The organism is Jiangella gansuensis DSM 44835 (assembly GCF_000515395.1).
GTDB classification, from domain to species: Bacteria; Actinomycetota; Actinomycetes; order Jiangellales; family Jiangellaceae; genus Jiangella; species Jiangella gansuensis.
In genome coordinates this window covers 4557504-4574525 of sequence record NZ_KI911782.1, presented here as the reverse complement: position 1 = coordinate 4574525, position 17022 = coordinate 4557504, and the positions used below count along the sequence as shown (strand labels likewise).

General features: G+C 71.6%; 12 protein-coding genes and 1 pseudogene. 6 read left to right on the top strand and 7 right to left on the bottom strand.

The window, feature by feature from the left end:
• The first annotated feature begins 1 nt into the window (after position 1).
• From JIAGA_RS0121470 to JIAGA_RS0121455, 4 genes are read left to right on the top strand one after another with little or no spacing between them, the layout of a single operon-like run.
• Positions 2-703 (top strand): response regulator transcription factor, encoded by a 702-nt coding sequence (locus JIAGA_RS0121470; RefSeq protein ID WP_026877237.1) that lies wholly within the window; start codon positions 2-4, stop codon positions 701-703.
• Positions 700-1896 carry a sensor histidine kinase gene (locus tag JIAGA_RS0121465; protein WP_084469923.1) on the top strand — a complete coding sequence of 399 codons (1197 nt, stop codon included), beginning with the start codon at positions 700-702 and terminating at the stop codon, positions 1894-1896. Before JIAGA_RS0121470 ends, JIAGA_RS0121465 begins: the two co-directional genes overlap by 4 nt.
• Positions 1893-3215: a hypothetical protein gene (locus JIAGA_RS31535; protein ID WP_051426360.1), complete on the top strand. Its 1323-nt coding sequence runs from the start codon at positions 1893-1895 to the stop codon at positions 3213-3215. Before JIAGA_RS0121465 ends, JIAGA_RS31535 begins: the two co-directional genes overlap by 4 nt.
• Before the next feature lie 28 nt (positions 3216-3243).
• Positions 3244-4281 carry an NAD-dependent epimerase/dehydratase family protein gene (locus JIAGA_RS0121455; RefSeq protein ID WP_026877235.1) on the top strand — a complete coding sequence of 346 codons (1038 nt, stop codon included), beginning with the start codon at positions 3244-3246 and terminating at the stop codon, positions 4279-4281.
• Between the two features lie 265 nt (positions 4282-4546).
• Here the strand turns inward: JIAGA_RS0121455 and JIAGA_RS31530 are convergent, their stop codons facing one another.
• A complete protein-coding gene (locus JIAGA_RS31530) occupies positions 4547-5182 on the bottom strand; it encodes a TetR/AcrR family transcriptional regulator C-terminal domain-containing protein (RefSeq protein WP_035812823.1) in 636 nt (211 codons plus the stop codon).
• Positions 5183-5261: 79 nt separating this feature from the next.
• On the opposite strand from JIAGA_RS31530, the gene JIAGA_RS0121440 reads away from it, so the two are divergent.
• Positions 5262-5741 carry a hypothetical protein gene (locus JIAGA_RS0121440; RefSeq protein WP_035812821.1) on the top strand — a complete coding sequence of 160 codons (480 nt, stop codon included), beginning with the start codon at positions 5262-5264 and terminating at the stop codon, positions 5739-5741.
• 268 nt (positions 5742-6009) lie between these two features.
• Positions 6010-6819: pseudogene (locus tag JIAGA_RS36405) on the top strand (DUF222 domain-containing protein); the annotation flags it as partial.
• A gap of 618 nt (positions 6820-7437) precedes the next feature.
• Here the strand turns inward: JIAGA_RS36405 and JIAGA_RS31525 are convergent.
• From JIAGA_RS31525 to JIAGA_RS0121400, 6 genes are all read right to left on the bottom strand, one after another.
• Positions 7438-8748, bottom strand: a complete 1311-nt coding sequence (locus JIAGA_RS31525) for a sulfatase-like hydrolase/transferase (protein ID WP_051426359.1) — start codon at positions 8746-8748, stop codon at positions 7438-7440.
• Entirely contained in the window at positions 8738-10588 is a 1851-nt protein-coding gene (locus JIAGA_RS0121420; RefSeq protein ID WP_026877231.1) for a glycoside hydrolase family 2 protein, read from the bottom strand. Before JIAGA_RS0121420 ends, JIAGA_RS31525 begins: the two co-directional genes overlap by 11 nt.
• Before the next feature lie 44 nt (positions 10589-10632).
• A complete protein-coding gene (locus JIAGA_RS0121415; RefSeq protein WP_035814876.1) occupies positions 10633-13599 on the bottom strand; it encodes a glycoside hydrolase family 38 N-terminal domain-containing protein in 2967 nt (988 codons plus the stop codon).
• 130 nt (positions 13600-13729) lie between these two features.
• Positions 13730-14542, bottom strand: a complete 813-nt coding sequence (locus JIAGA_RS0121410) for a carbohydrate ABC transporter permease (protein WP_211239780.1) — start codon at positions 14540-14542, stop codon at positions 13730-13732.
• 65 nt (positions 14543-14607) lie between these two features.
• A complete protein-coding gene (locus JIAGA_RS0121405; RefSeq protein WP_035812815.1) occupies positions 14608-15519 on the bottom strand; it encodes a carbohydrate ABC transporter permease in 912 nt (303 codons plus the stop codon).
• Positions 15516-16859, bottom strand: coding sequence for an ABC transporter substrate-binding protein (locus JIAGA_RS0121400; RefSeq protein WP_026877228.1), 1344 nt, complete (start codon positions 16857-16859; stop codon positions 15516-15518). Before JIAGA_RS0121400 ends, JIAGA_RS0121405 begins: the two co-directional genes overlap by 4 nt.
• Positions 16860-17022: the final 163 nt, after the last annotated feature.

Below are 17022 nucleotides of genomic sequence, written 5' to 3'. Positions count from 1 at the left end.
CATGGATCCCGGACCGGGCCAGCGCGTGCTGGTGGTGGACGACGACCCGGCACTGTCCGAGGTGGTCGGCCGGTACCTGCAGCGCGACGGCTTCGAGGTCGACTACGCCGCCGACGGAACCACCGGCCTCGCGAAGGCCCTCGACACCCTGCCCGACCTCATCGTGCTGGACCTCATGCTGCCCGGCCTCGACGGTCTCGAGGTGTGCCGGCGGCTGCGCCGGGTCGCGCCGATCCCCGTCGTCATGCTCACCGCGCTGGGCGAGGAGAACGACCGCATCGCCGGGCTCGAGTTCGGCGCCGACGACTACGTCACCAAGCCGTTCTCGCCGCGTGAGTTGTCCGCCCGGGTCAAGGCGGTGCTGCGGCGAGCCGCGGCCGGCAACGTCCGGCCGGCGACGGCGGCGCCCCGCCTGAGCGGCGCCGGCTGCGACGTCGACCTGGTCGCCCACCAGGTGCGCAGGGACGGCCAGCTGGTTGCGCTCACGACCAAGGAGTTCGATCTGCTCGTGCACTTCATGACGAATCCGGGCCGGGCCTACCGCCGCGAGGAACTGCTCGAGGCCGTGTGGGGGTGGCGCTTCGGCGACACCTCCACCGTGACGGTGCACCTGCGCCGCCTGCGGGAGAAGATCGAGGCCGACGCGTCCGCGCCGAAGCACCTGCTGACCGTCCGCGGTGTCGGATACCGGTTCGAGCCATGAGCCGCCGAGCGACCACCGTCTCCGTCCTGGCGACCGGTCTCGTCGTCGCCGGTGTCATCGCCGCGTCGGCCGGCATCCCGGCCGGTGACACCGTCGTGCTCGTCGCGGTGACGGCGCTCGCCTCCGGTGCGGCCTTCCTCGGCGGCGCGACCGTCCTGCGCCGGTTCCGCGGCCGTCCCGTACGTGCCCAGGTGATGGTCGTCGCGGTGTCGTCGCTGCTGGTGACCGTGGCCGGGGTCGTCGCGGCGGCGTTGGCGATGTTCATCTCGACCCACGACCTCGTGGCCTTGTTCATCGTGGTCGCGGTGGCGACGGCCATGGCGGTCGGGGCGGCGCTGCAGCTGGGCGACGACATCGGCACCGCGACGTTGCAGGTCGGGCACCTGGCCCGCACCATGGTCGACGGCGGCGACGGGCCGGCGAGCGTCACCGGACCAGGCGAGCTGTCAGCGCTGGCCTCCGAGCTGGCCGACGTCTCCGCCCGGCTGGACGAGTCGCGGCGGCGCGAACGGGCGCTGGAGGCGTCGCGGCGTGAACTGATCGCCTGGGTGTCGCACGATCTGCGCAGCCCGCTGGCGACGATCCGGGCGATGGCGGAAGCGCTCGACGACGAGGTGGCCGACGACGCCGCGACCGTCCAGCGCTACCACCGGCAGATTCGTGGCGACGCGGAACGGCTCACGGCCCTCGTGGACGACCTGTTCGAGCTGTCGCGGATCAACAGCGGTGCCGTGCGGCTCGGGCCGGAGCTCGTCTCGATCGCCGACGCCGTCGCCGAGTCGCTGGCCGGCGCGGCCTCGCAGGCCTCGGTCAAGGGCGTGGAGCTGGTCGAGGCGCTCGCCGACCTGCCCGCGACGGAGGTGTCGGCGCACGAGTTCTCCCGGGCGCTGAACAACCTGCTGGACAACGCGATCCGGCACACGCCTGCCGGCGGCCGGGTGGTGATCCGCGCCGGCCGCGACGACGACGGCGCCGTGCTGCAGGTCATCGACGAGTGCGGCGGCATCCCGGAATCCGACCTGGACCGCGTGTTCGACGTCGCCTTCCGCGGCGACACCGCACGCGGCCGCGACCACGGCGGCGGCGGGCTGGGGCTGGCCATCGCGCGCGGCCTGGTCGAGGCGCACGCCGGCTCCGTCGAGGTCGCCAACCACGAACAAGGCTGCCGGTTCACCGTCCGGCTGCCGGCGTGACGGGGTCCGCTACGGTCGTGGCCGGGCCGGCCAGGCCCGCGGCGCCGTCGCGCCGGGCGATCGTCGCGCTCGCCGTGGCCGGTTGGGTCCTGCTCCTGGTGGTCGCACGGGTCTGGGGCCTGGCGCTACCGGCCGAGCCGGACCTGCACCTGGACGCCATCCCGTTCTACGGCCGGTGGGATCCCGTCGCCACCTGGCGGCTGGCCGCACCGGTCGCCGTCGGTGCCGCGGCCGTGCTGGCGCTGCCCGCGCTCATCGCCCGGTGGCCGTGGCGGCGCGGGCTCGGTGCGGTCGCGGCGACGGCCGTCGCCTGGAGCCTCGTGCTGGCCGCCGTCGACGGCGCCGGCGGGTTCGCCGACATCGGCAACCAGTACGGCCGGCACATCGGGCTGGTCGACGAGCGCGGCGGGCCGGCGGCGTTCCTTGGCACCTACGTCGAGCACCAGGACGCCGTCCCGGTCCATCTGCAGGCGCATCCACCGGGGCTCGTGCTGACGCTGTGGGCGTCCGCCCGGGTCGGGCTGTCCGGTCCCGGCTGGGAGACAGCACTGGCGATGGCGGGGGTCGCCGCGGCCGCCGTCGCGGCGCTAGTGGTGGCGCGCGACGTGGTGTCCGACCGGTTCGCCCGCGCCGCGGCGCCGTTCGTCGTGCTGGCCCCGGCGGCCGTCTGGCACACCAACGCCGACGTGGTCTTCGGCGGCCTGGCCCTGACCGGGGTGGCCCTGGTGGTGCTGGCCACCGGCCGGGACGCCCGGTCGCGATGGCTGCTGGCCGGAGCGGGCGGTGCGGTGTTCGGGCTGTCGCTGTTGTTCAGTTACGGAGTCGCGCTGCTCGCCGTGCCGATCGCGGCGGTCGCGCTGTGGCGCCGGCGGCCCGGGGTGCTGGCGGTCGCTGCCGCGGTCAGCGCCGTCGTGGTGGCATTGCCGCTGCTGTGGGGGTTCTGGTGGCTCGACGGGCTGGCCACCACCCGCGTCCAGTACTACGCGGGTGTGGGCGCCGACCGGCCGTACGAGTACTTCCTGCTGGCGAATCTGGCGGTCTTCGCGCTGGCGGTCGGCCCGGCGACGGCGGCCGGGTTGGCCCGGCTCCGCGACCGGCGGGCGTGGCTGGTGGTCGGCTCGGGGTTGACCGTCGTGCTGCTGGCGGATCTGTCCGGCCTGTCGTCGGCCGAGACCGAGCGGATCTGGCAGCCGTTCATGCCACTGGCGTTGCTGGCCGGCGGTGCGCTCGCGTCGTCGCGTCAGGGCGCCCGGCGCTGGCTCACCCCGCAGGTCGCCGTGGCCGTCGTTCTCCAGGCAGCCCTGCGATCGCCGTGGTGACCGCGGCCGTCCATCAGAAGGAGAGCTCATGAAGGTGCTGGTCACCGGTGGTGCCGGCTTCGTCGGCGGACACGTCGTCGAACACCTGCTGGGCGGGGGCGCCGACGTGGTCGTCCTCGACTCACTGGCCGCCCACGCCGAGCCGCCCGCCCACCTGCCGGACGGTGCGGACCTGAGGGTCGCCGACCTGCGCGATGCCGACGCCGTCGCGCACGCCGTCGGCGACGTCGACGCCGTCTGTCACCAGGCCGCCCGCGTCGGCCTGGGCGTGGACCTCGGTGACATCGTCGACTACGTGTCCGACAACGACCTGGGCACGGCCGTGCTCCTGCGCGCTCTGTGGCGGCGCCGGTTCACCGGCCGCCTCGTGGTGGCGTCATCGATGGTCGTCTACGGCGAGGGCCGCTACCGCTGCGCCACGCACGGCCCGGTCGCTCCCGGGCCGCGATCGGCCGCCGACCTCGACGCCCGCCGATTCGATCCGCCCTGCCCGCGCTGCGGCGCGCAGCTGGCCTGGGACCGCGTCGACGAAGACGCTCCACCGGACCCGCGTAACGTCTACGCCGCGACGAAGCTGCACACCGAGCATCTGGCCGCCGGGTACGGCCGCGAGACCGGCGCGCCCGTGTGCGCGCTGCGCTACCACAACGTCTACGGGCCCAGGATGCCCCGCGACACCCCGTACGCAGGCGTGGCCAGCATCTTCCGCAGCGCGCTGGCCCGCGGCGCCGCACCGCGCGTGTTCGAGGACGGCGGTCAGCGCCGCGACTTCGTCCACGTCCGCGACGTCGCCCAGGCGAACGCCCTGGCGCTCGCGTCGACGTGGACCGGCGCGGCGAACGTCGCCAGCGGCGAGCCGCACACCATCCTGGAGATGGCGACCGCCCTGTGCACGGCGTTCGGTGCCGACGCGCCGGCGCCCGTCGTCACCGGCGAGTACCGCCTCGGCGACGTCCGCCATATCGTCGCCTCCCCCGGCCGGGCCGCCGCGGCACTCGGCTTCGAGGCGCGCGTCCCCTTCGCGGCGGGCATGGCGGAGTTCGCCCACGCGCCGCTACGGGCCTGACGCACCTGTCCTGGTCACCGGTCAGCTCGGAGTCAGGTAGCCGCGGGAGAACGCGGCGGCCACGGCGGCCGCGCGGTCGTTGACCCCCAGCTTCGCGTGCACGTGCAGCAGGTGCGTGACAGCGGCTCCGCGGCCGGCTGCCGCATCTGACCCTTGCGCCGGGTGGCAGGCACGACGTCACCATCGGTGTCGTACGTGGTGCGCACCAGGACCCGCGACCGCACGCCGCGCTCGGCGCCGATCGGCTGATACGCGGGTCGGTAGGTCAGGGGCCTTCCAGGAGGGTCTCGAAGCCGGCGATGAGTGCCGTCAACGTGAACTGCAGGCGAGTCTCGATCGTCACGGGGCCCTCGCCGTAGGCCGCGGAGAGCAGGGGCAGCCCCTCGATCGCGAGGTCGACGGCGCCGTCGAGCTGCTTCGACTGGTCGGCGGCGTACCCGAGCCGGTTCCCGACGACGGCGGCCGCGACCGCGTGGACCACGTGCAACGCCGTCCGGGGCGCGAATCCGGCGTCGTGCAGGATGCGAAGCAGGTTCTCGACGGTGGCGAGGTTGCGGGTGGTGTTCGCCGGCCGGGTCGCGAAGAGGATCACGGCGCCGGGGTGCCTGGCGAGCCCGCGATCCAGCTCGTGGGCATGGCTGGCGATGATCTCCTGCCACGATGCCGACTCCCGCGGCGGGTCGAGTGACTCGGCGAGGACGTACTCGACGATGGCGTCTTCGAGGCCCCGCTTGTTCTCGACGTGGTGGTACAGGGTCATGGCCTCGACGTCCAGCTCGCGGGCCAGCTTGCGCATCGACAGCGCCTCGACGCCGTCCCGGTCGACCAGCCGTACCGCCGCCTGAAGTACCTGGTCCCTGGTCAGACCCGCGTGCTTGCCTTGCACCCGCGACCGGCCCACGGTTCCTCCTTGACCTCTCTTACGCCGTAAGACTAGCATCGCAGTGCTCATATACACCGTAAGAGACGGGGAGGCCGACATGGCTGTACGGCAGGAGGCGCGGGTGCGCCGCTGGGAGAGCACGCTGCAGGCGTTGTGGATCGGGGTCGGCCTGCAGGTGGTGTCCATCCTGCTGCCGCTTCTCGATCTGTGGTTCTTCGGCTCGGTCGAGAGCCACGTCGAGGGCGCCTACCCGGAATGGGACCAGAACGAGGTCGCTCTCGAACGCAACGCGATCGTCATCGGCCTGGTGATCGTCGGGGTCCTGGGCCTGGCGGGGTGGCTGGTCGCGATCTGGGCGGCGAAGCGGGACCGCGCGGTGCGGGCCACCGTGACGACGCTCTTCGCGCTGGGCATGTCCACGCTGACGGCGACCGCAGGCATGGGCGGCGAGGCCTACGACCAGATCGTCCCGCTGTGGCTGGGCATCACGCTCCTGGTCATCGCCGCACTGCCGGGGGTCACGGCCGTACTGTCCGTGTGGTTCCGCGAGCACGACGAGCAGCGGCCTACCACATAGCCGGCGGCGCTGAGGTCTGCTCGTGAGGATGCGGAAACGAACAGGTGTCCGTAGAATGAGGGCATGGTTGCAGAGCTCACCCCGCCGGCGCCCGAGTGGGCGGCGCTGCCGGTCGGGGGTGAGCTGGCGGGGGTGCTGGAGCGGGTCGATCCGGCCGCGTTGGGGGATTCGGGTGTCATCGATGTCGTGCTCGCCGCGGAGCGGCAGATCGCGCACCTGCGGGCGCTGCAGCTGCGCTCGATGGCGGAGCTGACCGGCCGGGGGAACTATGCGTCCTGCGGCGGACGCGACGGCGTTGGGTCGCCGCGGCACACTCATGACCCGGTGCGCGCCGCAGGGGTCGGAACCGTCCGCGGCGCTGGCCTGGACACCCGGTCACGCCGACGTCCGGGTCGCGCTCGCGGTCGAGCTCGTCGAGGATCTCCCCGCCACCCTGGAGGCGCTCGACGCCGGCGCCATCGACGAGCGGCGCGCCGAGCTGATCGCGGCGAAGACCCGCGTGCTGGACCCGCCCGCCCGCCAGCGGGTGCAGGCCAGGGTACTGCCCACCGCCGGTGCCCGGACCCTGCGGCAGCTGTCGCGCAGCCTGGACCGGCTGGTCATCACCGCCGACCCGGACGCGGCCGAGACCCGCCGCCTGCAGGGCCGCGAGCAGCGGCGCGTGCAGCGCCCCGGCCCGTACGGTGACGCCGACTCCACCAGCATCATGAGCCTGACCGGCCCGGCCAAGGACCTGGCCGCCCTCTGGGCCGCTCTGGACGCCGCCGCCCGCGCCGCCCGGGCCGACGACGATCCGCGCACCCTGGACCAGTTGCGCTTCCACATCGCCACCGCCCTCGGCTGGACGGCGCTGGCCACCGGCCGCCTGGACGGCTGCGGCACCCAGCACACCAACGGGCAGCGACTGGCCACCCGCCACGGCCGGCCCGCCACGGTGAACGTGACCATGCCGTTCGACACCCTCGCCGGGGCCGGCGACGAGCCGGCCTGGCTGGACGGGCACGGCTGGATCACCGCACCGGCCGCTCGGCACCTCGCCGCCGACGGCACCCTGCGCAGGCTGCTCACCGACCCGGTCGACGGGGCTGCTCGACTACGGCCGCACCACCTACGAACCGCCGCAGGCACTCGTCGACTTCGTCATCGCCCGCGACCGCACCTGCCGGTTCCCCACCAGCGACACCCCAGCCTCGGCGTGCGATCTCGACCACCGCGTCCCCTACGACGACGGCGGCACCACCAGTCCGCAGAATCTGCAATCACTAGCCCGCCGGTTCCATCTCGACAAGACCCTGCACGGCTGGCAACTCCACAGCCCCGAACCCGGCACCCTGACCTGGACCAGTCCCGCCGGACGCACCTACCACGTCCCCCCAGAACCCATCGGGACCACAACCGACCCACCGGCCAGACCCCCAGCAGACTCGCCAGTGAACCCGCCAGCCGCCGTCGACCCGCCACCGTTCTGAGCTGGTCAGGAACCACCGACGCGGTCGGGCCTGCCCGCGGGGGGCGCATGGTGGTGTGTCGTCTGCCGATGCCGTCGTTCGACGTCGACCTGCCAGAGGGCCGCCGTGGCGAGACGAGCGAGGACCAGTGCGGGTGCGGACACGCCGACCTCCTGGTGCTCGACGCCGACCCGTTGGCCGACATCCGCAACACCCGGCAGATCCACGCCGTCGTCGCGCGTGGCCGCTCACACCCAGCCCGCGGGCCGGCTCCGGGCGCTGCGCTCGGCCCACGCGAGCAGGTCGGCCTCCATGGTCTTGAAGCGTTCGGCCTCCACGTCCGCCAGGTTGTGCTGCTCGCCGGGGTCGGCACTCAGGTCGAACAACCCCCGGGCCTCGGCGATCTCCGGGCCCATCGCTTCCCGCGCATCGAGGACGATCTTCCAGGTCCCCTCCCGGGCCGCCAGCTGGGTCGCGTAGTCCCAGCAGATCATCCGGGCGTCGGGTTCGGTTCCCGGCGTCGTCAGGGTCGGCAGCAGCGACCGGCCGTCGTGGTCGTCGCCGGGCGGTGGGGTGCCGTCGATCGCGTGGAGCAGGGTCGGCACCAGGTCCATCATGATGCCGACGTCGGCGCTCTCCCAGCCGGCGGGGATGCGTCCCGGCCACGAGATCATGGCCGGGACCCGGATGCCCCCGTCGAACACCGAGCCCTTGTGGCCGCGCAGGCCGCCCGCCGAGCCGCCCCGATAGGAGATCTCCTCGCCGTTGAGCCAGTTGCGCTCCTCGGTGGATGGGCCGTTGTCCGAGGACACGAAGACGATCGTGTCCTCGCGCAACCCCAGCTCGTCCAGGGTCGCGACGATCCGCGCGACGCCGTCGTCGAGCGCCTTGATCATGGCGGCCATGATGCGCCGGTCGGGCGGGAGGTGGGCGAACTGCGCCACGTACTCCGCCGGGGCGTGCATCGGGTAGTGCGGGGCGTTGAACGGCACGTAGCAGAAGAACGGCTGCTCGGCGTGGTCCCGGATGAACCGCGCCGCCCGGTCCGCGATCAGCGTGGTCAGATACTCCCCGTTGGACCAGATCTCCTCGTCGTCCTCCCACAGGTCGTGGGTCGGGTTGGTGGCGCCCCAGTAGTAGATGTGCGAGAAGTAGTCGACGCAGCCGGCCCGGAACCCGACGTGGGTGTCGAAGCCGCGCTCCAGCGGGCCGAACGAGGCGTCGACGCCCAGATGCCACTTCCCGAAGATCCCGGTCCGGTAGCCGCGGTCACGCAGCTGCGACGCAAGGGTCGCTTGGGGCGGGAGCCCCACCGTCTCGCGGGAGCCGGCCAGGATGTTCTCGACCCCCGCCCGGCTCGGGTAGCGGCCCGTCAGCAGCGAGGCGCGTGACGGCGAGCAGACCGGTGAGTTCGAGTACCACTGGCTGAGCTTCGCGCCCGTCGCGCAGAGTGCGTCGAGCGCCGGCGTGTCGAGGTCGTCCGCGCCGAAGCACCCCAGGTCGCCGTAGCCGAGGTCGTCGGCGTAGATGACCACGACGTTCGGCGGCCTATTCGCCATGACGGCTCCCGCCTGCCGCGCCGTCGGCGAGCTCGATCGCCGCGGGCCGCAGCTGTGCGGCGCGGATCCTGGCCAGGTCGAACTTGTCGGTGCGGTCGAACCCGAAGATGCCGTTCTGCTCCTGGAACACGTCCGTCAGCTGCGTGTAGCAGTAGCCGAACATGTCGGGGTGGTCGAGCAGGGCCGCGACCAGTCCTTCGAAGCGGGTGTAGAACTCCTCGATGTCCCGGACCCGGTCGCCGTATCCCCACGACTCGCTCGCCGACTGCGGCCGGCCGGCTGCGGCGGGGTTCCACCAGATGCCGCCGAACTCGCTGACGAAGAATGGCTGGCCCCGGTACGCGATCGACCAGGAGTCGCCGGTGTTGTCCGAACGGTTCACGTACGGGTCGCCGTCGGCCAGGCGCGCGTAGTTCGCCGCGAACGTCCCCGGATCCTGCTCGTAGTCGTGGCTGTCGAAGACGTCGGACTCCGCGATGCGGTGCGCGTAGCCCGAGGTGTCCAGGACCGGGCGCGAGGTGTCGAACGCCTTCGTCGCGAGGAACATCCCGCGCATCACGTCGTCCAGGGCGGTGATGCGGTCGCCGTAGGCCTGCCAGGTCTCGTTGAGCGGGCACCAGCCGACGATCGACGGGTGGGAGTAGTCGCGCTCCAGCACCTCCAGCCACTCCTGGACGTACGACGCGTCCGGCTGCTGGTTCGTGGTCTCACCCTGCTCGGTGTTGCACCCCCAGTCGCCGAACTCGCCCCAGACGAGGTAGCCCAGCCGGTCCGCGTGGTAGAGGAAACGCTCCTCGAACACCTTCTGGTGCAGGCGCGCCCCGTTGAAGCCGGCGGCCAGGGACAGCTCGATGTCGCGGACGAGGTCGGCGTCGCTGGGCGCGGTCATCAGACCGTCCGGGTAGTAGCCCTGGTCGAGCACCAGCCGCTGGAAGACCACCTCACCGTTGATGCGGATCTGCTTGCCGGTGATGCCGACGCTGCGCAACCCCGCGTAGGAGTCGACCGCATCGACCAGGCGCCCGTCCGCATCCGACAGTTCGAAGCGCAGGTCGTAGAGGAACGGGTCGGTGGTCGACCACACGCGCCGCCGGCCGGCCGGCAGGGCGAGAGAGAGCCGGGGCGCCAGGTCGAGGTCGGCGCGGACCTCGCCACGCGTCACCTCGCCGGCGCCGTCGGACACGACGACCCGCACGACGCCGCCGGGCAGGTTGGCCGAGAGCGGCACCTCGACGTCGAATGATCCCGCGGCGAGGTTGGGCGTGATCCGGGGACGGCGCATCGCGACCTGCGGCACCGGCTCCAGCCACACCGTCTGCCAGATCCCCGTGGTGCGCCAGTACTTGGCCGCGTGCGGCGCGTAGTCGCGCGACTGCTTGCCGCGCGCCTGTGGCGCCTCCGGTTCGTCCCGGGCGCGCACCACCAGCGGCACCTCCGCACCGGCGGGAGCCACGTCGGTGATGTCGAAGGTGAAGCTGGAGAAGCCGCCCCGGTGCCGGCCGACCTCGGTGCCGTCCACCCAGACGGTCGTGTCGTGGTCGACGGCGCCGAAGTGCAGCAGCACGCGCTGGCCGGCCCACTCCTCCGGCACCCTGATCGTGCGCCGGTACCAGACCGCCCGCAGGAAGTCGCGGTCGCCGACGCCCGAGAGGGTGCTCTCGGGCGCGAACGGCACGAGGATCTCGCCGGACAGCGGGGCGTCGCGCAGACCGCGCTCGAGCCCGCTGTCGCCGCGGTCGATCTCGAAGCCCCACCGGCCGTTGAGGTTCAGCCACCGCTGACGGCGGAACTGCGGCCGCGGATACTCGTCCCGCGGCAGCGGTGTCTGATCGTCGGGCATGGAGCGTTCCTTTCCGGAGGGGTCGACGGTCTGACGCGAGTCCATCACGCCGTGGGTTCGCGAAAACGCAGGGTCAGCAGCTCGAAGGGACGCATCAGCAGGTCGACGCTGGAGCCGGGGGTCACCGCGTCGACCGCCTCGCTCGGTAGCGCCCGCTCGAGCAGGTCGGTCGCGCTGACCTCGCGCCAGCCGAACGACGTGCGCACCGTCGCCCGGGAGCGGTTGCCGTGCGCCTCGTAGAGACGCACGACGACGTCACCGGATCGATCCTCGGCCAGCTTGACGCTCTCCACCACCACCGCGGGGTCGGTGACCTCCAGCAGCGGTTCGACCGGGGTGCCGCGGGTGACCCGCAGCGGCAGGTGCTGGGCGTACCCGTCGGCGACCGCCTCGGGGATGCCGCCGGGCCGCAGGCTCACCGTGAACGCGTGCCGCCCCTGGTCCGCGGCCGGGTCGGGGTAGCGAGGCGCACGCAGCAGCGAGAGGCGCGCCGTCGTCATCGGCCGTCCGTCCGGTGCGTGGCCGTTGCGGATGTCGTGGCCGTACACCACGTCGTTCGCGATGGCGACGCCGTAGCCGGGCTCGCCGACGTGGATCCAGCGATGCGCGGCCGTCTCGAACTTCGCCGCGTCCCAGGACGTGTTCTGGTGGATCGGGCGGTGCAGGTGGCCGAACTGGATCTCCGACGTCGCCCGTTCGGCCCGGATGTCGAGCGGGAACGCGAGCTTGAGCAGCTTCTGCGACTCGTGCCAGTCGATCTCGAAGCGGTAGTCGAGCCGGCCCTCGACCAACCGGACGGTCATGTCGATCGTCGTGCCGCCCCACTGGTGGCGGATCACCACGGCGTCGTCCTGGACACCGACCGAGACCGGTTCGCGCAGGTCGCGTCCGCTGCGCTTGTCCTCGTCGTTGATGTCCCACGCATCCCACTCGCGCGGCGTGTCGCGGAACAGCTGGAGGACCCCGCCCGTGACGCCGGAGGGCAGCAGCTCCCGGTCCGCGGTCCGGTCGACGACCGACGCGAGGGTGCCGTCCGGCCCGACCTCGACCCGCAGCCGGCGGTCTTCGAGAACGATGCGGTCACCGTCGCGCCGGGGTGTCGCCGCCGGCGCCGCGGCCGCGGGCCCGATGCCGAGAGCGCCCACGCCACGCCGGGCGTACGGCCCCGCGTTCGCGGCGAGCGGGGTGTCGCCGTCGCCGGCGAGCGCCCCCAGGGACGCGTCGATCAGCGTCGTCAGCTCCTTGGCGAGCTGTTCGTACTGGTGCTCCGCCTCCTGGTGCACCCAGGCGATCGAGGTGCCGGGGAGGATGTCGTGGAACTGCAGCAGGAGCACCGTCTGCCAGGCGCGCTCGAGCTCGTCGTACGGGTACGGGGTCCCACGCAGCACGGACGCCGTCGCCGCCCACAGCTCGGCTTCGCGCAGCAGCGCCTCGCTGTGGCGATTGCCCCGCTTCCCTCGCTGTTGTGAGATCAGCGTGCCGCGATGCAGTTCGAGATACATCTCCCCCACCCAGACCGGCGGGGTCTCCAGCTCCGCCTCGGCCTGCTGGAAGAAGCTGTGCGGGTCACTGAGCCGCACCCGCGGCGAGCCGTCCAGGTCCTGCTTCCGCTCCGCGGCCGCGAGCATCTCGCGGGTCGGGCCGCCGCCGCCGTCGCCCCAGCCGAACAGGCCGAGGACGTGCCGCGCCGCGCCCTTCTGCCGGAAGGAACGTTCCGTCCGGGCGAGGTCCTGCGCACCGAGGTCGGAGTTGTACGTCTCCGCCGGGGGGAAGTGCGTGAACACTCGCGAGCCGTCGATGCCCTCCCAGAGGAAGCTCGAGTGCGGCATCCGGTTGATCTCGTTCCAGGACGGCTTCTGCGTGAGGAAGTACCGCGCTCCTGCCGCTCGTACGATCTGCGGGAGAGCCGCGGTGTAGCCGAACGAGTCAGGCAGCCACACCTCCTCGCTCTCGACGCCGAACTCCCGCAGGAAGAACTGCTTGCCGAGCACCAGCTGCCGCACCAGTGCCTCGCCGCCGGGCATGTTGGTGTCGGACTCGACCCACATGCCGCCGACGGGCCGGATGACGCCGGCCGCCACCGCCTCGCGCACCCGCTGGAACAGGGCCGGCTGGCTCTCCTTGAGCCACGCGTACTGCTGCGCGGACGACGCCGCGAACACGAAGCCCGGATGCCGGTCCGCGAGGTCGAGCACGTTGGCGAACGTCCGCGCGACCTTCCGCACGGTCTCGCGGGTGGGCCACAGCCAGGCGCAGTCGATGTGGGCGTGCCCGACGGCGGACACGATGAGCGAACTCTCGGCCGCGCCGCTGGCCAGCACGGGGGTCAGCACCTCCCGCCCGAGCGCCGCCGTGCCGGGCACGTCGTCGGGGTCCATGACGTCGACCATGCGTTCGAGCGCGTGCACGATCTCGGCGCGACGCGAGCCGTGTGCCGGGAGCACGTCGACGAGCCCGTCGAGCGTGAGGACGTCCTGCAGCAGTTCCCACACGACCAGGTCGCGTCGCGACACCGACAGCTCGGTGAGCCGGTACTGGTGCGCGTCGCCGGCCGTCGCCTTGTCACCGAGTGAGGTGGGCTCGTACTCGTACGGCACCTGGACGACGGGGTTCGCCGCGGCCTCGATCAGCAGGCGGAACGGGCCCGGCTCGGGCAGCGGCACCCAGGCGTTGAGCGGTTCGATCCCCTTGACCACCGTACCATCCGGCCGGTACACCAGCGCCTCCGCCTGGAAGCCGGGCTGCTCGCCGGTGAAGCCCAGGTCGACCACGAGCTCCGTCTCCTCGGGCGCCCAGCCGGGGGGCACCTCGCCGCGGACGTCGAACCAGACGGTGTCCCACGGCCGGCCCCACTCCTGCCCGATCGCGAACGGCTCGAACCGCTGCGCCACCGCCTCGGCGAACGGCACCGGCTCACCGCCGACCGTCCACGCGCTCACCTCGACCGGTCGCGCCTCCCGGTACACCGCGGGCCGGATGCAGAACGTGGTGAACCGCCGGACCCGCAGCATCGCCAGCGCGGTGGCGTCGAGCTGCACTCGGCCGTTCGGATTGAAGTCGTCAAGCAAGGATGTCATCTCCCGATCAGTGGACGTGCCGGCGTAGCGCCGCCGGCCGTGAAGGAACCAGCTGCCGCGTGTCTCAGCCCTTGATGGCACCGCCGAGGCTGGACCGGAGGAGATGCCGCCGCAGCACGCCGTAGAGGATCGCCGGCGGCACCATGTAGATGACGGCGCTGGCGGCCAGCACGCCCCAGTCGACCTGGTTGAACGCCGAGAAGGCGCGGAACAGCCCGATCGACAACGGGTAGAGGTCCGGCGACTGCAGCAGCACCAGCGGGGTGAGGAAGTCACCCCACACGGCCATGAACGTCAGCATCGCCGCGGCACCAAGACCCGGACCGACCAGCGGAAGGATGATCTTGCGGATGGCGCCGAACCGGGTGCTGCCGTCCATCCACGCGGCTTCCTCGAGCTCGAAGGGAATGGCGTCGATCGTTCCCTTCAACAACCACAGGGTCACCGGCAACGCGGCTGCGGCTTCGACCAGGATCAGCCCGAGATAGCTGTTGTCGAGGTTGATCCGCACCATCAGCAGGTAGAGCGCCACGATGGTCGCCGGCGCCGGGATCACCCGGATGAGCAGGATCGAGAACATGAAGAACTTGCGGCCCCGGAAGCGGAAGCGCGACAACGCGTAGGCGCCGAGAATGCCGCAGGCGAGATTCAGCGCCGTCGCCGAGACCGAGATGATGAGGCTGTTCACCAGCAGCCGCGGAGTATCGGCGTTCGTGAAGAACTCCGTGAAGTTCTGCAGCGAGAACGTCGGAGCGCCCACCGTGGGACCGGCGTTCGCGTCCACCGCGCTCAACGCCACCCAGGCGAACGGCACCAGGCAGAACAGCGCGAGCATCGTCAGCAGCACGGTCTGCATCGCCCGCTGGAGCGTCGTCACCGGCGATATACGGCGCCGCGGCTTCCGACGGGCAGCGGTCGTCCTTTGCATCGTCGTGGTCGCCATCAGACGTCCACCTTCGCCAGTCGGACATACGTGAGGCCGAGCGTCATGAGCAACACCAGGAGGATGACGGACGCGGCACTGCCGAGTCCGATCTGCGAGTACTGGAACGCGTGCTGGAAGATGTAGATCGACGTCAGCTGCGTGGCGGAGCCGGGGCCGCCCTGGGTGAGGAAGTACACGAGCCCGAACACCCCCACCGTGGTGATCGTGGTCAGCAGGAGGTACAGGAACACCGGCCCGCGGATCAGCGGCAGCGTGACGTACCGGAACACCTGGATCGCGCCCGCACCGTCGACGCGCGAGGCTTCGATGAGCTCGTCGGGGACGTCTTCCAGCGCCGCCTGGAACATGATCATCGCGAAGGCGATGCCCCGCCAGATGTTGACGATGATGATCGAGAGCATCGGCCACTCCTGCAGCGGCGCCGCCGACGCACCGCCAAAGAGCCCGATCAGCCGGTTGAACGTGCCGTCCTCGCGTGAGGACAGCACGCTCGCCCACGTCAGCGCGGCGACGACCTCGGGCACCACCATCGGGAGCAGGATCGCCGCACCGAACAGGCCCTTGCCTCGCAGCCACGTCCGTCGCAGCAGCAGCGCGGCGAGCATCCCTAGCACGGTCTGGCCGATGATCGCGGAGAAGAGCACGAACTGGCCGGTGTGCCCCAGCGACGCGAGGAAGTCGTCCGATCCCAGCAGGTACCGGAAGTTGTCGAGCCCGACGAACTGCGGATCCCGGGCGGCGAAGCCGGTGAGCTGGGTGTTGGTCAAGCTGAGGTAGATGCCGTACCCGGCCGGCGCCACCACGAACACCGCGATGAGCAGTACCGACGGCCCCAGGAGCAGTGGCAGCATGCCGCGGTCCCGGCGCCGGCGGCCCGGCCGGGCCACCGGCACTGGAACGGACGTCACTGAGCGACCAGACTCTCGCCGAGCAACTCTGCGGCGTCCTCGGCGAACGACGCCGCCGCCTGCTCGCCGTCGGAGTCACCGAGCAGGATGCCTTCGGTCGCGCTCTGCACGGCCTGCGACACCTGGTCGGCACCGTCGCCGAAGGGGGCGCGGATGCTCGTGCTGACCTTCTGCTCCGCGTCGAGCAGGGTCGGCTCGCTCATGTACGGCTCGATGTCCGCGATCCCCGGATGCGGTGCCGCGGCACCGATGGCCACGAGCTGCTCGGCGGCCGCGCTGCCCGTGCTCAGCCACGTCGCGAGCTCGACCGCGGCCTCGGCGTGCTCCGTCTCGGCGTTGACGCCGTAGACGAACCCGCCGCCACTGATCGAGTACGGCTCGGTGCCCGGCACCAGCGCCGGATAGTCCCACGTCGCGACCTTGTTCTGGACGTCCTCGATCGGCGCCGACCCCTCCGGGCCCCAGTCGTACCGCCAGCCCCAGGTGCCTTGTGCCGCGACCGGGAGAGTTCCCTCCGCGAACTGCACGTACTTCGTCGGCTCCCAGGGGTTCGGGTTGAGCAGATCCTGGACGGGCAGCAGCCCGGCCTCGGTGAGCTCGGCGTAGAGGTCGAAGGTCGCGGAGAGGCCGTCGCTCTCCAGCGTCCATCGCCCGGTTTCCTCGTCGTAGAACGTGCTGCCCGTGCCGGCGACGATCGGCAGGAATCCCTCGGACCACGTGCCGCCGCCCCACGCCGTGCCGGCCGGGATGACGATCGACGGGTGCCCGGTCTGCGCCGTGACCGCCTCGAGCCGCTCGGTCAGCTCGTCCCAGGTCTGCGGCTGTGAGGTGTCGACCCCCAGCTGCTCCAGGATGTCCTTGCGGTAGAAGAGGCTCTGCACGCTCGCCTCGTGCGGGATGGAGTAATAGTGGCCGTCGATCTGCTGGGCCGCCTCCTTGACGGGCGCGTAGTACTCCTCCCACGTCGGCCACTCGTCGAGGTACTCGTCCAGCTCCAGCAGATAGCCGGCGCCGGCGAACCCGGTCACATGGCTGCCGCCCATGTCGATCACGTCCGGTGCGGTACCCGAATGGAACTGCTGCGTGATCTTCGTCCGGAACTGGTCGTCGGTCAGGACATCGGTCACCAACTCGACCTGGATGTCCTTGCCCTGCTCCGCCATGGCACGCTCGAACTCGGGGATGAGCTTCTCGACGACGTCGGCGCGACTCTGCTGGTACTCGAGGAGCTGGATCGTCACGGGCCCGTCGCTACCGGCATCGCTTTCCGAACACGCTGCGAGGACGCCGGCCATCAGGGCGGCGGTCGTCGCGGCGAGGAAGACACGATTGCGCTGCATTGCGTCACCTCTCTGCAGTCTTCCCATGGGCGGTTTTTAATCAACCGGATGGAATAAAGAGCGGTCCTGATGCTAAAGTGACCGCTCGACGACGTCAAGCCGGCCAGGACGAACGGCAGCGGCGCCGAGAAGGTGCTGCTCGCACTTTCATCCATCCTGTAGA

Coding starts and splice junctions, on each gene's coding strand:
- JIAGA_RS0121470 (WP_026877237.1), top strand. CDS start 2: ATGGATCCCGGACCGGGCCAGCGCGTGCTGGTGGTGGACGACGACCCG.
- JIAGA_RS0121465 (WP_084469923.1), top strand. CDS start 700: ATGAGCCGCCGAGCGACCACCGTCTCCGTCCTGGCGACCGGTCTCGTC.
- JIAGA_RS0121455 (WP_026877235.1), top strand. CDS start 3,244: ATGAAGGTGCTGGTCACCGGTGGTGCCGGCTTCGTCGGCGGACACGTC.
- JIAGA_RS0121440 (WP_035812821.1), top strand. CDS start 5,262: ATGGCTGTACGGCAGGAGGCGCGGGTGCGCCGCTGGGAGAGCACGCTG.
- JIAGA_RS31525 (WP_051426359.1), bottom strand. CDS start 8,748: ATGGCGAATAGGCCGCCGAACGTCGTGGTCATCTACGCCGACGACCTC.
- JIAGA_RS0121420 (WP_026877231.1), bottom strand. CDS start 10,588: ATGCCCGACGATCAGACACCGCTGCCGCGGGACGAGTATCCGCGGCCG.
- JIAGA_RS0121415 (WP_035814876.1), bottom strand. CDS start 13,599: ATGCTGCGGGTCCGGCGGTTCACCACGTTCTGCATCCGGCCCGCGGTG.
- JIAGA_RS0121400 (WP_026877228.1), bottom strand. CDS start 16,859: ATGCAGCGCAATCGTGTCTTCCTCGCCGCGACGACCGCCGCCCTGATG.